Consider the following 13,751-nt stretch of genomic DNA (forward strand, 5'->3'; position numbering starts at 1 on the left):
CGCCACCATGAATTATTTGCCAGCATTTGGTTGCGCGACTGCTCCTTACCGTCAATCTTGGGTCTTGCTGCTTTCGCTGCCACAGTTGGTTGGGTGGGGTAGTCTTTACTACGCCTATGCACTGATTATGGTGCCGCTCGAGACCGAACTGGGTTTACGACGAATCGACGTGGCGGCGGCTTTTAGCTGTAGTTTATTGGTTGAAGGCATCATGGCTTATCCGGTGGGACGCCTGATCGACCGTGGCCATGAACGCTGGGTGATGACATTGGGCTCGTTGCTGGCAGCATGCGGTCTGTGGTCGCTGGCGCAGGCAAACGACCGGTTCGGCCTGTACCTGGCCAGCTGCGTTTTAGGCGTTTCCATGTCGATGGTGTTGTACACAGCATCGTTTGCGGTGCTGACGCGCCGTTTCCCAAAGCATTACCGTCAGGCTATCGTCACACTCAGTTGGCTCGGCGGCTTGGCCAGTACGGTTTTTATTCCATTCGTTGCTTGGATGGTCGGGTTATATGGTTGGCGTCAGAGCGTTGAGTTTTTGGCGTTATTGCAACTGCTCGTGGGTATACCTGTACATTTTATCCTGTTGCGTTCGACGATAAATCAGCCGATCACAACTGTGGTCCAAAAAGCCCAGCCAAAAGCTGGACTAATGTGGCCGATGCTTAGTGCAGCATACTGGAGGGTAGCGGCTTTTATCTTGTTAATGACAGTCGTTTCTGCGGCTTTGCCACTGCACTTAATAAGTATGTTGCGGGAATTTCAGTTGCCAGAAACATGGGCTGTATTGGTGCCTGCCAGCCTTGGCATATTTCAGCTAATTGCCCGTGTGCTGTTGTATTTTTTTGAACAACGGTTGGATATGCATGAGGCTAATCGGCTCATTCCAGCGCTGATCCCAAGCGGAATTCTATTGCTATTGACGGCCGCTTTGCTGCCAGCCAATCTCGCAATAGTGCCTGCCTGTGCTTTTGTCGTGTTGTTTGGCATGGGCAATGGCATGTTAACCATCGTCAAGGGCACTGCTATGGCACAGTATGTGAGTCGTGAAGGAGCTGCGTCGCTGAACGGCACCATCGGATTACCGCTAGCCATAGCACGTGCAGGTTCGCCTTTGTTGTTGGCGGCGCTATGGGGCACGACCAACAGTTACCTGGTTGGTTTGGTGCTACTGATGCTGTTGTCTACGCTCGGAGTGTGTGCATTGTGGCAGGCACAGCGACGGCCAGATGAGTAATAATCCTAAAAATGCATGGATAGTTTTAAAGACAAAAGGCCTGCGACATTGCGGTCGCAGGCCTTGTTTATCTTTCTGGTTAGACACTTTTAGCGTTGATCTGGCACACTGTTATAGCGACAGCGCTTTTTCACCGCGCGAGATGCCAGAGACGCCGGTGCGAACTACTTCCAGAATTTGTGTGTTGCACATTGCTTCAATAAAGGCTTCCAGTTTGTCCGACGTGCCAACCACCTGAATAGTATAAGTGGTTGGTGAGACGTCGATGATTTGGCCGCGGAAGATGTCGGCACAGCGCTTCACTTCTTCGCGTTGATCGCCGCTGGCTTTAACTTTGACCATCATCAGCTCGCGTTCGATATGCGCGCTTTCGCTCAAATCAACCAGCTTGACCACTTCAATCAGCTTATGCAGCTGCTTGGTGATTTGCTCAATGACCTGATCATCACCGCGGGTCACCAACGTCAGCCGCGACAAGGTCGGGTCTTCGGTGGCGGCGACAGTCAGCGAATCAATGTTGTAACCGCGTTGGGCAAACAGGCCCACGACACGGGCCAGGGCACCGGATTCGTTTTCCAGCAATACCGCAATAATATGGCGCATGTTAAGTCCGCTCCGTTTTGCTCAGGAACATGTCATTCATGGCACCACCTGGTACCTGCATCGGGTAAACGTGTTCTTTTGGATCAACATGAATGTCGAGGAACACCAGTTTATCTTTCAGCGCGAATGCCCGCTCCAGTGCCGGTTCCAGTTCTTCCGGGCTGGTCACGCGGATGCCGACATGGCCATAAGCTTCTGCCAGTTTGACGAAGTCGGGCAGCGAGTCCATGTAAGAACTGGAGTAGCGGGAGTCATAGTTCATGTCCTGCCACTGCTTCACCATCCCCAAATATCCGTTATTCAGATTGATAATTTTGACGCCAAGACCATATTGTTTACAGGTCGACAGCTCCTGAATATTCATCTGAATGGAGCCTTCGCCGGTGACACAAACGACTTCGGCGTCCGGATAATGCAGCTTCACGCCCATCGCCGCCGGCAGACCAAAACCCATGGTGCCGAGGCCACCGGAGTTGATCCAGCGGTTCGGTTTGTCGAATTTGTAATATTGCGCGGCAAACATCTGATGCTGGCCCACGTCCGACGTGACATAAGCGTCGCCTTTGGTGTGACGCCAGACCGCTTCAATCACGGCCTGTGGTTTCAGCAGGTCGGTGCGGTGTTCAAACCGGCCGCCATGCACTTCACGCCATTGATCGATTTGCTGCCACCACTGACCAAGTGCGGCCTGATCCAGCGTATTGCCGTTTTTTTCCAGCTGATGCAGCATTTCCTGCAGCACCGGCTTCACCAGACCGACGATCGGGACATGCGCCATGATGGTTTTGGAAATACTGGCCGGATCGATATCGATATGGATGATGGTCGCATTCGGGCAGAATTTCTTGGTTGCGTTGGTAACGCGGTCATCAAAACGGGCACCGACGGCAAAAATCACATCAGCATTGTGCATGACCTGGTTGGCTTCATAAGTACCGTGCATCCCGAGCATGCCGATAAACTGCGGATCTGTCGCCGGATAAGCGCCAAGGCCCATCAGCGTATTGGTGACCGGCAGGTTCAGTTTCTGCGCCAGTTCGGTCAGTTCGCCAGAGGCCTGGCCTAAAATCACGCCGCCACCGGCGTATAGCACCGGTTTTTTCGCCGCTAATAAGGTCTGCAGCGCCTTTTTGATTTGGCCCGGATGGCCTTTGGCATTCGGGTTGTACGAGCGCAGTTTGATGTCTTTTGGATATTCGTATGGGAACTTTTGGTTCGGCATCGTCATATCTTTCGGAATATCCAGCACCACAGGGCCAGGCCGGCCGCTCTGGGCGATATAAAAGGCTTTTTTCACCATATACGGAATATCAGCCGGGTTTCGCACCGACATATTGTGTTTGACGATAGGGCGGGAAATACCGAGCATGTCGGTTTCCTGGAAAGCATCGTCGCCAATCAGATGGCTCATCACCTGACCGCAAATCACCACCATCGGAATTGAATCCATATAAGCAGTGGCAATGCCGGTGACAGCATTAGTGGCGCCTGGGCCTGAGGTGACGAGCACCACGCCGGCTTTTCCGCTGGCACGGGCATAGGCATCGGCCATGTGGGTGGCGGCTTGCTCATGACGGACCAGCACATGTTTTACCTCGGTTTGCTGAAACAGCGCATCGTAGATATGTAACACGGCACCGCCGGGGTAACCATAAACGAATTCGACACCTTCATCACGAAGGGCCCGAATCAGCATGGCGCCGCCAGACAGCAGTTCTGGTTGGTGTTGTTGGCTCATTTTTACTCAGGTCTCATAGTTTGCGTAGGCAAAGGTTTCCCGTGCAGCCAAAATGGCATGCCGGGGTGGTTCTTGTCTGTGGACAAGTAATTCTGCTTACGTGGGGAATTCACAGCGGTAAGGCGGTGAAAAAATCAAACTACGGCCTTTATCGTTGGTCACGCCTCAGCTGCAATGAGCAGTCCGGGCGGCTTTATGGGCAGGCTCGCTGGTTGGTACTTTACGGGATCTGGTCCGGCCTTGCCAGCTCTTTTTTGCCGGAGTCGGGGCTGATTATTCGCTGGACGTAGTGGCAGAAAATCAGGGCAAACCCTTGCAAATCAAGGGGCACAGCCACATAGTAAGCAAAGTTTCATCGTTACAGAGATTTTATCCGTGTTAAGTAATCAGATTGACGTCAGTTTTGACAATGTCCGCGAACTGCTCGAGTTGTCTCAGCAGAAGCTGGTGATCTTCGACTTCTGGGCGGACTGGTGTGAGCCATGCAAACAACTGTTACCGGTACTGGAAAAAATTGCCGGTGATTACCCGGAACATCTGGTACTCGCCAAAGTGAATTGTGACGCCGAGCAGCAACTGGCGATGCAGTTTGGTGTGCGATCATTACCAACGGTGTTGTTTATCCGCAACGGTCAGCCGGTCGATGGCTTTGCCGGCGTCGAAACTGAAGGGCAGATCCGTAGCCGTTTAGAGCCGTATTTACCCAAACCGGAAGATTTACTGCTGCAACAGGCGCTGCCTTTGTTAGAGACACAACAATGGCAACAAGCCTATCCGTTGCTGAAGCAGGCCTTGCAACTGGCACCGGCTCGGGTCGATGCGCGGCTGCAGCTGGCGTATTGCGCCGCATCGCTGGGCCAGACGGCACAAGCGGAAGAGTTGATTTCGCCGGTGCTGCTGGCCGATCAGGATGCCTTGTATCATCAGGTCAAAGCATTGATTGAACTGGCGCAGCAAGCGGCTGAAAGTCCGGAGATCCGCGCACTGGAACAACAACTGGCGGCTGACCCAGCCAACCTGCAACTGAAGCAGCAACTGGCCGTGCAATATCAGCAGGTACAGCGTTTTTCTGACGCTTTAGCGTTATTATTCAGCATTCTGCAGCAGGATCTGAACTTTGGTGACAGTAAGAAGCTAATGTTAGATATGCTGGCGGTGTTACCAAAAGGCGATGCGCTGGCAGGCGAATACCGGCGTAAACTTTATAGTTTGTTGTATTAATCGGCCACCGTCACGGTGGCGCATCAATATCCGTCAGAAGACGGATAAAATCACAAGGAAATTCAATGCGCTTGCAGAAATTTTACTGCGCGGTGTTGTCAGTGCTGTTGCTGCTTTGCAGTGCCCAGGGCCGGGCCGATTCAGCAGAGCAACTGTTTGCCCGGTTTGAACCGTCATTGTTACAGGTTCGAGTGTTGGAACGGGCCTCCGGCGCCAAAGCGGCTATCGGCACCGGCTTTGTGTTGGCAGATCCGGCCTTAGTCGTCACCAATTATCATGTGGTGTCGGAAGCGGTGTTAGCGCCGGAAAAATTCCAGCTGGAGTATCTGAACTCGGCGCAGCAAAAAGGCGCTTTACAAGTGCTGGCGGTGGACGTGATTAACGATCTGGCACTGGTCAGCACTGATTACCGTGCCCCCCATCCGTTTCAAATCCAGCCGCTAAAACCAGTACAGGGTGCGACTATTTATTCGCTCGGCAATCCGCATGATTTGGGGATGATTTTGGTGCCGGGTACTTACAACGGTATGCAGAAATACAGTTTTTATCCACGCATCCATTTTACCGGCGCAGTGAATTCCGGCATGAGCGGTGGGCCGGCGGTAGATGCCAATGGTCAGGTTGTCGGCGTGAATGTGGCATCGGCCGGCAATCAGTTGGGTTTCCTGGTACCAGCGGATGCGCTGCAACGGCTGTTGGCGCGTTTTCAGCAAGAGGGCCAAAGTACAGATTTGCGTGCCGATATCGAACGGCAATTGCTGGCCAGCCAACAATCAATGTTCAGTCAAATCCTTGGTGCCGACTGGAAGCTTAAAGATTTTGGCATCGGCAAGGTACCGGACGAAGTGGTGCCTTTTGTCCGTTGCTGGGGCGAATCGAACGTGGAGAAAGACAAAGATCCGCTGAAAAAAGTGACCGCGTTTTGTAGTCAGAGCGAAGAGATTTTCCTGTCGCAGCATTTCACTTCGGGCCGCGTTGAGATGCAGTTTGAATGGCTGGAAGGTAAGGATTTGCATCCACTGCAGTTTTTCTCGTTGTATGAGCAGAATATTTCCCGCGCTAACGCCGACAACCAAGCGTTAAAAGAAGATGTAACGGCATTTGAGTGCCAGCATCAGGTCGTGCAGCAGCCTGGCGGGCAACACACCAAAACCATCTATTGTGTGCGCGCTTATCGCGCCTATGCCGGTCTGTATGATGTGTTATATCTGGCCGCATCGTTAGATCATCAGCAACAGGGACTGATCAGTCATTACACGCTGTCCGGCGTCAGTCAGGACACTGCCCGTGCCTTTAGTCAGAAATTCAGCGGAGCCGTGTCATGGCAGTAATTATTGAAGTGCTGAATAAACAGCACAAAGTGATTGAACGGCATCGGTTTGGCCAAGCGCGGATTGCCTTAGGCCGGGCATTTAACAACGATTTGGTGTTGTACGACAAACATGTCAGCCCGCATCATGCCGAGCTGGTGTTGTCGGAAGAGGGCCGCTGGCAGCTGGTGGACCTGGCATCGCTGAACGGCAGCTTTGTTGAACCCGCAGTACCGGTGGCACAGGCGACCGAGTTACAAAGTGGCCAATTGTGCTGGCTCGGTGAGCAGGCGCTCAGAATTTACGATGAGCATCACCCAGTGCCCCCCGCGTTACCCTACAACAGTCTGGAGCAACGTTTACGGCAGTTTGGTCATCCGGCCTTGATTGTGTTGCTGGCGTTATTTTTATTGGCGCAAGAGTTATTCAGTGTCTGGTTGAATGTGCCGGAACAAGGGCAAAGCCGCTGGTCGCGTAATTTATTAAATCTGCCACTGCTGATGCTCGGACTGGCGCTGTGGCCCGCTTTGTTGGCGATTTGGGCGAAGATTAATCAGCACGAAGCGCGGTTTTTGCCACAGCTGGGACTGACTTTTGCTGCCGTCGTGGTGATGGAATGCTGGCAGGCGCTGATGACGGTGCTGAATTTCAGTCTTGATGGCGCGACTGCGGTGGTGTGGCTTGATGATCTCGGTCAGACCGCGCTGGTGATCCTGCTGCTGACGGCCAACTTCTATCTCGCACTGCAAATTTCGGCGCTGAAGAAAATCGCTTTGGCTACCGGCCTCGGTTTACTGCTGAGTTTACAGGGCGTGGCCGTGTCGCTACTGTTTGAAAATCAGAATAATCTACAACCACAGTTTGATAACAGTCTGATGCCACTGACATTTTATTTGAATAAACCTGTCAGTAGCGCAGAATTCAGCAAAGAGAGCGCCGAACTATTCCGGCTGACGGAAGAAGCCCGGCAGGAACCGCCGGCGCAATAACCGCAAGCGAAGCCAGCGCGAAATGGCTGCGTCAGGCTTGCTGACGTTGCCAGATCTGGCGGATTTGTTCTGACAGGGTCATCGGGTCAAAAGGTTTAACCACCACGTCGCTGGCGCCCAGCGCTTTGTACGATTCGATTTCACTGGATTGTACCTTGGCAGTCATGAACACCACCGGAACCTGACTTAAATCGAATTGTTGCTGTAGTTGTTTTAAGGTGCTGGGGCCATCCATCCCCGGCATCATCACATCCAGCAGGATCAACTGTGGCAGGAATGCCGGATATTGTTCCAGCGCCTGCATACCACCACTGCAGGTACAAACTTCAAAGTGACCGACGGCTTCTAAAGCCACGCGGGCGACCATCTGGATCGAGGGATCATCTTCCACATGCATGATTTTTTTCAGTTCTGTCATCATTTTCCCTTTTGTCAGGCTTGCCTTTTCAGTCTGTCACAAGGTTTGGACCAATGCCAGTCTGTGATGCAACTGCCGGAGTATTGCTGATGTTCGCCCGCTGGTGGCTGACGCTGGATCAGGTGCTGCTGCAGCAGCGTGATTTTTGGCAGTTGCAGCCAATGCTGGCGGCCTGGCCGGCAGCGTTCCCCACTGAACTGGTAGCTTTGCTGGAGCGGTTTACGCTGGCAGATTGTGTCGAAATCGACGCCAGCCCCAGCCTGCAACGTCAGCATTTCGCTGGTTTTTTTCCGCAGTTATTTGCTGCGTTACCTGAGTTGCCGCGTGAGCCGGCTGCGGATCTGTCGCTGCCATTTTGGCTCAGTACCGATATTGGCGGCCGCAAATGGCAGCAAATCACCCAGCTGGCTGCCTGCGTCGGGCAAGCAAAGCGGCCGGTACTGGAGTGGTGTGCCGGCAAAGGTCATTTGGGTAAAGTGATGAGTTTTTATTATGACGCACCGGTGCTGAGCCTCGAGTGGCAACAAAACCTATGTGACGCCAGCCAACACAAAGCACAACAGTTAGGCTTGCAGCAGCGGTTTGTCCATATCGACGTCTTGCGCCAGCCGGTGGCACCTTATCTGCAGCCAGAGCAACAAATGCTGGCGTTACACGCTTGTGGTGACCTGCACCGGGTCGCGGCGCGCGAAGCAATGCGTGCCGGTTGCGCGGCTTTGGCGCTGGTACCTTGTTGTTATCATTTGCAGCAGGCGGCGCAGTATCAGCCTTTATCAGTGCAGGCCAAGCAAAGCGGCCTGACGCTGAGTAAGGCTGATTTACGTCTGGCAGTGCAACAGAGTTGTACCGGTGGTGAGCGGGTGGCGCGTTTGTCGCAGACTGAAATGCTGTGGCGGCAGCTCTGGTGGCAGTGGCGGCGGCAACTCGGCCTTGATTATCAACCGCTGCGTTCAGTCGGCAAACACTGGTTCAGTGGCGAGCTTAGTGATTTTCTGGCTTTTGCCGGCGCAGAACATCAGTTGGCGCCACCGGCTGAGGCCCTTTTACCAGATTTATTGCAACGGGCCGGACAAGGGTTGTTGCAACAACGCCGGCTGGAACTGGTGCAACATCTGTTTCGCCGGCCCTTAGAGCTGTGGCTGGTGCTTGATTTAGCGTTGTACCTGCAAGCGCAGGGTTATCAGATCAGCCTGTCTGAGCTCTGTGCGCCTGAACTGACACCCCGCAATGTGCTGCTGCAGGCAGTCCGTCGCAAAGAATAGCGCCAGCTTTACATTGAAGAGGTGCAGTCGACCTGAGGTTTTAATGCATTATCTGCTGCGGCCAGGCAAGCGGCGATCCGCTGATCTTTTTGCAACCAGCGCTGATTCAGCCACAACTGAAACTGCTGCCGAAATGCGTCATCCTGAAAATAATCACCGATGATTTGGCTGTTGATAGGGCCTTGTATCGGTAAAGTGTCCACATGGATCACCACGCGTTTTAACCGGCCAAGCAGCATGGCCACCAGCACATGACGCGGGTTGTCGGGGTAAATCAGCGTCACATCCAGCACGGCATCAAACAACGGCCCCATACTGGCCAGCGTAAAGGCGATACCACCGGCTTTGGCCGGCAGTAAAAACCGGAACGGGCTGTTCTTCAGCCGCTGTTTGGCTGCGGTAAAGCGGGTACCTTCAACAAAATTGATAATAGTGGTGGGCTGCAGGCGGAATTTCTCGCAGGACAGGCGGGTGGTTTCGATATCTTTACCCTGCAACGCCGGATTGTTGCGGATCTGCGCCTGGCTATAGCGCTTCATAAAAGGCATATCCAGCGCCCAGGACGCCGAACCGATAAATGGCACCCATTTCAGTTCTTCTTTTAAAAAGAATTTCGGTTCCGGAATGCGGTCCAGTGCGAACTGACTGAGCACCGGAATATCCAGCCAGCTTTTGTGATTGGAGATCAGCAGATACCAACGCTGTGGTGACAGCTGCGCTTCGCCTTCCAGTTGCCACTCTACTTTGTTAAATAATTCAATTAGTTGGCGATTATGCAGCGACCAGTGGCGGTAGGCCCAATGCGCCAGAGTAGAGACCCTTTGTTGCGCACTTGGTATAGGCAGCAGCAATTTCAGGATACCGCAACAAGTGACAATCAAACCCCAGACCGTCAGGTTCAGCGTAAACAGCGGTAGCGACAATAACAAAATCAGCGGAGCGGGCAGAAACGCAAACATCAGTTGTACTCCTTTTTCAGCAACGCTAACTGCTGGTCTTTGTCCAGCCATAGCTGATTGACCCAGTGCTGGAATTGCTGCCGGTATTGCGGATCGTCGTAATCGCCAATCCAGGCCGGATCAATTGGTAATACGCGGACGCGGACTTTAATGTCGTGCACCTTACCGCTGATATAGTCCCAGAAACTCGGTGAGCCTTTGGGGTAATAAATGGTCACATCCAACAGCTTGTGCAGATGTTCACCCATGGCATTCAGCACAAAAGAGATACCACCGGCTTTAGGTTTTAGCAAATGCGCGAATGGCGCTTGTTGTTTGTGATGTTTTTCTGGTGTGAAGCGCGTGCCTTCGAGGAAATTCATCACCGACACTGGTTTATAGCGGAATTTTTCACAGGCTTTACGCGTCGTCGCGACATCTTTGCCTTTTAATTCAGGGTGTTTGGCCAGAAAAGCGGCGCTGTAGCGTTTCATAAAAGGGAAATCGAGCGCCCACCAGCACAGGCCAATTACCGGTACATAAATCAGTTCTTTTTTCAGGAAAAATTTCAGAAAGGGTACTTTGCGGTTAAAGACTTTTTGCAACACCAGGATATCGACCCAACTCTGGTGGTTGGCGACGATCAGATACCAGTCTTTCACGCTCAGCGTTTCCAGGCCTTTGATATCCCAGCGAATACGGGTAAACAGTGCCGTGGTGCAGTTATTGACTGAGATCCAGGCGCTGGCACAGCTGTCGAGCAGCCAGGTCATCCAGGTTTGCCAGCGTTGGATTGGCGGCAGTTTCAGAATGGCGAGGCACAGAATAGGGACGGCCCAGAATAAGGTATTGCCGATATACAACAAGAAAGAAACCAAGCCAATCAGTGGTTTGGGCAAGAAATGCAGCATCAGTTCTCTCCATGAGGTGGAATTTCTGTCGGCGATGTCAAAAAAAAGAGCAAGTCTGGCCTGCTCTTTTTTGCCCTTCATCCTTGTAGTTGCGGCGGTGTTGGCTGCAGCTGCAATGATATTGGGGTTATACGGTAAGCGGAGCAACTGAACTGCTCCGACCTGTACAGTCTACCTTAATCTTCGAAGTAGGTGTACCCGTAAACGCCGGCTTTCAGTTCATCCAGCATCGCCTGCTGCGCTTCACTGCTGAGAGCACTGCGACCCAACTGATTGGAGTATGAGTTAATCAGTTTTTCCGCATCAAAGGCTACATAACGCAGCACGTCGGCGACAGTATCACCTTTGATGGCGTTGCCGAGGTGATAGGTTCCGTCCGGGTTCAATTCAACATGCACAGAATCGGTGTCGCCAAACAGGTTGTGTAAATCACCGAGGATTTCCTGATAAGCACCGACCATGAACATACCAATCAGGTACTGCTCGTCTTCTTTGTATTCCGGCAGCGGCAGGCTGCTTTCGATACCATTGCCATCGGCATAGCTTTTCAGTGCACCGTCAGAGTCACAGGTGATGTCCTGAATAATAGCGCGGCGGTCCAGTGGCTCATTCATCCGTTCCAGCGGCATCACCGGGAACAGCTGATCAATACCCCAGGCATCCGGCATCGACTGGAACAACGAGAAGTTCACGAACAGTTTGTCAGCCAGTTTTTCGTTCAGGTCATCGTGAATTTCACGGTGCGAACGTGAACTCAGGTCCAGCATGTCCTTCACTTTGTTGATGGTGGCAAAGTAGATTTGCTCCAGCAACGACCAGTCTTTTAACGTCAACAGGCCATGCACATACTGTGCATGCGCGTCAGTGAAGTAATGCACGGCATCATGATAGGCTTCGACGGCAGAGCGTGGCGTCACGTTCTGGTACGAATCCCACAGCGCCCACACCACTTGTGGTGAATCTTCAGAAGGCTCTGGCAGGTAACGCAGACCCGGCGCACGTTCAACATCGATGGCGTCAGTGATCAGCACGGCGTGGTGTGCAGTCATGGCGCGACCAGATTCGGTGATGATGTTCGGATGTGGCAAGTCGTATTCGTCACAGACTTCTTTTAAGCCAAATACCACGTTACGGGCATACTCGTACATGGTGTAGTTCATCGAGCAGGCTGAACGTGAGTTCGACCCTTCGTAATCGACACCGAGGCCACCGCCAACGTCTACTGTGGTGATTGGCACGCCCAGTGTGCGCAGTTCCGCGTAGTGACGGGCACATTCACGAATGGCGTTGTGAATGTCGCGGATATTGGCAATTTGAGAGCCGATATGGAAATGGACCAGCTGCAACAGGTCAAGCTTGCCAGCTTCTTTTAAGATATCAATGGCTTGCAATACTTGCGTTGCAGTGAGGCCAAATTTACCTTTTTCACCGCCGGTGTTTTGCCATTTGCCTTTACCGACTGAGTTCAGCTTAATGCGGATACCGATCATCGGCGCTGCGCCCAGGCTGTCGATTTCCCGCAGCAGCGTTTTCAGCTCAGATAATTTCTCAACGACCACATACACAGTGTGACCCATCATCTGGCCAATAGTCGCCAGACGCAGGAATTCGCTGTCTTTGTAACCGTTACAGACGATTTTCAATGGTTTTTCCGTGACGCCCAGGATCGCCATCAGTTCAGGTTTTGAACCGGCTTCCAGACCCACTTTATTACTGGAGTGCACCAGCTTTTTCACCACGGAATATTGCTGGTTGACTTTGATTGGGTAGACGGCGGTATATTCGCCCTGATACTCCCGCTCAGATTTTGCTTTGGCAAATGAGCTGATTAAGGTTTCAACCCGATGCTGCAGGATGTCGGTAAACCGCACCAGCACGGGTAAAGTCAGACCTTCTTGTTTAAAACGTGCTGTCAGTTCCGGGAAACTAATGCCCGGCTTGCTGTGATCCTGATCCGGATAAGCAATGAGATCGCCATTGGCGTTGACGTCAAAGTAGCCTTCGCTCCAGACTGCAACGTTATAAATAGATCTTGCTTTGTCGATACCCCATTCTGCCATTGTCGTGCCCTTAGAAAAAATAGGCCGCCATTTTATTCGTATCGGCGGCAAAAAAACATGAAAAGTTTGTCTCGCGTCGGCTTCACTGGCAAAATATTTGGCCCCTGCAGCTGCTCCCGGAGTGGATACATGTCAGAACTTAATTCACAACAGTGGTTTACTGAAATCTTCGCGCCAAGTGGTAGTGCTTTTTCGCTGCGAACCGAGCAAAAATTAGCTGAAGTTCAGTCACCTTTCCAGCACATCGAAATCTATCAAACCACCGATTTTGGCAATCTGATGGTGATCGATGGCGTCATTATGCTGACAACACGTGACAATTTCCTGTATCACGAGATGTTGAGCCACCCGGTTTTGTTTACCCACCCTGATCCGCGGAATATTGTGATCATCGGCGGCGGCGATTGCGGCACATTACGCGAAGTACTGAAACACCGATCAGTCCAACAGGTCACTCAAATTGATATCGACGAGCAAGTGACGCGGATGGCGGAACAGTTTTTCCCGGAACTTTGTGCTTCGAACCAGGATCCGCGCGCCACTTTACTGTTCGCCGACGGCATCCAGTATATGCGTGATGCGGCGCCACAAAGCGTCGACGTCGTCATTGTCGATTCGACTGATCCGATTGGACCGGGCGAAGGTTTGTTTAACCGCGCTTTTTACCAAAGCTGTTTTGCCGCATTAAAACCCGGTGGCATTTTGGTGCAACAAAGCGAATCACCGCTGATCCATCTGCAATTGCTGAACGACATGCGCGTGGCGATGAAAGACGCCGGTTTTGCCGAACTGCAAACGCTGCAGTTCCCACAGATGGTTTATCCAAGCGGTTGGTGGACCTGCACTATGGCACGGAAAGATGAACACTTCAGTGGTTTTCGCCGGGAAGCCGCGGCAAATCCGGGGTTTGCCACCGAATACTACAATGCAGACATTCATCAGGCGTCGCTGGCGTTACCAAACTTTATGCGCCGTGAGTTAAAGCCCTGAGTCACCTTCTTACCAGGAAAACGGCCGCCAGACAGCGGCCGTTTTTTTATGTACAGGATGTACGGTATAGAGAG

The 13,751-nt window shown here is 52.4% G+C and carries 12 protein-coding genes; 6 read left to right on the forward strand and 6 right to left on the reverse strand.

Annotated elements, in window-relative coordinates; translation table 11 throughout:
• Positions 1-7: 7 nt before the first annotated feature.
• Positions 8-1,237 (forward strand): MFS transporter, encoded by a 1,230-nt coding sequence (locus tag ATY27_RS07520; protein WP_208932985.1) that lies wholly within the window; start codon positions 8-10, stop codon positions 1,235-1,237.
• Between the two features lie 111 nt (positions 1,238-1,348).
• On the opposite strand, the gene ilvN is transcribed toward ATY27_RS07520, so the two are convergent.
• Together ilvN and ATY27_RS07530 are read right to left on the reverse strand one after the other, a co-directional pair.
• Positions 1,349-1,840 carry an acetolactate synthase small subunit gene (gene ilvN / locus ATY27_RS07525; protein WP_208932986.1) on the reverse strand — a complete coding sequence of 164 codons (492 nt, stop codon included), beginning with the start codon at positions 1,838-1,840 and terminating at the stop codon, positions 1,349-1,351.
• A 1-nt stretch (position 1,841) separates the two neighbouring features.
• Positions 1,842-3,578 carry an acetolactate synthase 3 large subunit gene (locus ATY27_RS07530; protein WP_208932987.1) on the reverse strand — a complete coding sequence of 579 codons (1,737 nt, stop codon included), beginning with the start codon at positions 3,576-3,578 and terminating at the stop codon, positions 1,842-1,844.
• Positions 3,579-3,953: 375 nt separating this feature from the next.
• On the opposite strand from ATY27_RS07530, the gene ATY27_RS07535 reads away from it, so the two are divergent.
• The 3 genes from ATY27_RS07535 to ATY27_RS07545 all read left to right on the forward strand — a co-directional run bounded on the left by ATY27_RS07535 (position 3,954) and on the right by ATY27_RS07545 (position 7,098).
• Positions 3,954-4,799 carry a tetratricopeptide repeat protein gene (locus ATY27_RS07535; RefSeq protein ID WP_208932988.1) on the forward strand — a complete coding sequence of 282 codons (846 nt, stop codon included), beginning with the start codon at positions 3,954-3,956 and terminating at the stop codon, positions 4,797-4,799.
• A gap of 65 nt (positions 4,800-4,864) precedes the next feature.
• Positions 4,865-6,130, forward strand: coding sequence for a serine protease (locus ATY27_RS07540; protein WP_208932989.1), 1,266 nt, complete (start codon positions 4,865-4,867; stop codon positions 6,128-6,130).
• Positions 6,121-7,098: an FHA domain-containing protein gene (locus ATY27_RS07545; protein WP_208932990.1), complete on the forward strand. Its 978-nt coding sequence runs from the start codon at positions 6,121-6,123 to the stop codon at positions 7,096-7,098. The genes ATY27_RS07540 and ATY27_RS07545 overlap by 10 nt, the downstream gene beginning before the upstream one ends.
• A 31-nt stretch (positions 7,099-7,129) precedes the next feature.
• On the opposite strand, the gene ATY27_RS07550 is transcribed toward ATY27_RS07545, so the two are convergent.
• Entirely contained in the window at positions 7,130-7,516 is a 387-nt protein-coding gene (locus ATY27_RS07550) for a response regulator (protein WP_208933459.1), read from the reverse strand.
• A gap of 53 nt (positions 7,517-7,569) precedes the next feature.
• Here ATY27_RS07550 and ATY27_RS07555 point away from each other — a divergent pair, with 53 nt between their 5' ends.
• Entirely contained in the window at positions 7,570-8,778 is a 1,209-nt protein-coding gene (locus ATY27_RS07555) for a methyltransferase (RefSeq protein WP_208932991.1), read from the forward strand.
• Between the two features lie 8 nt (positions 8,779-8,786).
• Here ATY27_RS07555 and ATY27_RS07560 read toward each other — a convergent pair whose 3' ends face one another.
• The 3 genes from ATY27_RS07560 to speA all read right to left on the reverse strand — a co-directional run bounded on the left by ATY27_RS07560 (position 8,787) and on the right by speA (position 12,687).
• Positions 8,787-9,737: an acyltransferase gene (locus tag ATY27_RS07560; RefSeq protein ID WP_208932992.1), complete on the reverse strand. Its 951-nt coding sequence runs from the start codon at positions 9,735-9,737 to the stop codon at positions 8,787-8,789.
• Positions 9,737-10,627 carry an acyltransferase gene (locus ATY27_RS07565; protein ID WP_208932993.1) on the reverse strand — a complete coding sequence of 297 codons (891 nt, stop codon included), beginning with the start codon at positions 10,625-10,627 and terminating at the stop codon, positions 9,737-9,739. The genes ATY27_RS07560 and ATY27_RS07565 overlap by 1 nt, the downstream gene beginning before the upstream one ends.
• 176 nt (positions 10,628-10,803) lie before the next feature.
• Complete coding sequence (speA, locus tag ATY27_RS07570; protein WP_208932994.1) at positions 10,804-12,687, reverse strand: biosynthetic arginine decarboxylase; 1,884 nt, start codon at positions 12,685-12,687, stop codon at positions 10,804-10,806.
• 129 nt (positions 12,688-12,816) lie between these two features.
• Between speA and speE the strand changes: the two genes are divergently transcribed.
• The gene (gene speE / locus ATY27_RS07575) at positions 12,817-13,677 is read left to right on the forward strand and encodes a polyamine aminopropyltransferase (RefSeq protein ID WP_208932995.1); all 861 of its coding nucleotides are present in this window, start codon (positions 12,817-12,819) and stop codon (positions 13,675-13,677) included.
• Positions 13,678-13,751: the final 74 nt, after the last annotated feature.

The organism is Rheinheimera sp. F8 (assembly GCF_001518915.1).

Excerpts from the sequence above, each read along its gene's own strand:
- ATY27_RS07560 (WP_208932992.1), bottom strand. The coding sequence starts at position 9,737 with ATGTTTGCGTTTCTGCCCGCTCCGCTGATTTTGTTATTGTCGCTACCG.
- ilvN (WP_208932986.1), bottom strand. The coding sequence starts at position 1,840 with ATGCGCCATATTATTGCGGTATTGCTGGAAAACGAATCCGGTGCCCTG.
- speA (WP_208932994.1), bottom strand. The coding sequence starts at position 12,687 with ATGGCAGAATGGGGTATCGACAAAGCAAGATCTATTTATAACGTTGCA.
- ATY27_RS07550 (WP_208933459.1), bottom strand. The coding sequence starts at position 7,516 with ATGACAGAACTGAAAAAAATCATGCATGTGGAAGATGATCCCTCGATC.
- ATY27_RS07565 (WP_208932993.1), bottom strand. The coding sequence starts at position 10,627 with ATGCTGCATTTCTTGCCCAAACCACTGATTGGCTTGGTTTCTTTCTTG.
- ATY27_RS07540 (WP_208932989.1), top strand. The coding sequence starts at position 4,865 with ATGCGCTTGCAGAAATTTTACTGCGCGGTGTTGTCAGTGCTGTTGCTG.
- ATY27_RS07555 (WP_208932991.1), top strand. The coding sequence starts at position 7,570 with ATGCCAGTCTGTGATGCAACTGCCGGAGTATTGCTGATGTTCGCCCGC.
- ATY27_RS07545 (WP_208932990.1), top strand. The coding sequence starts at position 6,121 with ATGGCAGTAATTATTGAAGTGCTGAATAAACAGCACAAAGTGATTGAA.
- speE (WP_208932995.1), top strand. The coding sequence starts at position 12,817 with ATGTCAGAACTTAATTCACAACAGTGGTTTACTGAAATCTTCGCGCCA.
- ATY27_RS07520 (WP_208932985.1), top strand. The coding sequence starts at position 8 with ATGAATTATTTGCCAGCATTTGGTTGCGCGACTGCTCCTTACCGTCAA.
- ATY27_RS07530 (WP_208932987.1), bottom strand. The coding sequence starts at position 3,578 with ATGAGCCAACAACACCAACCAGAACTGCTGTCTGGCGGCGCCATGCTG.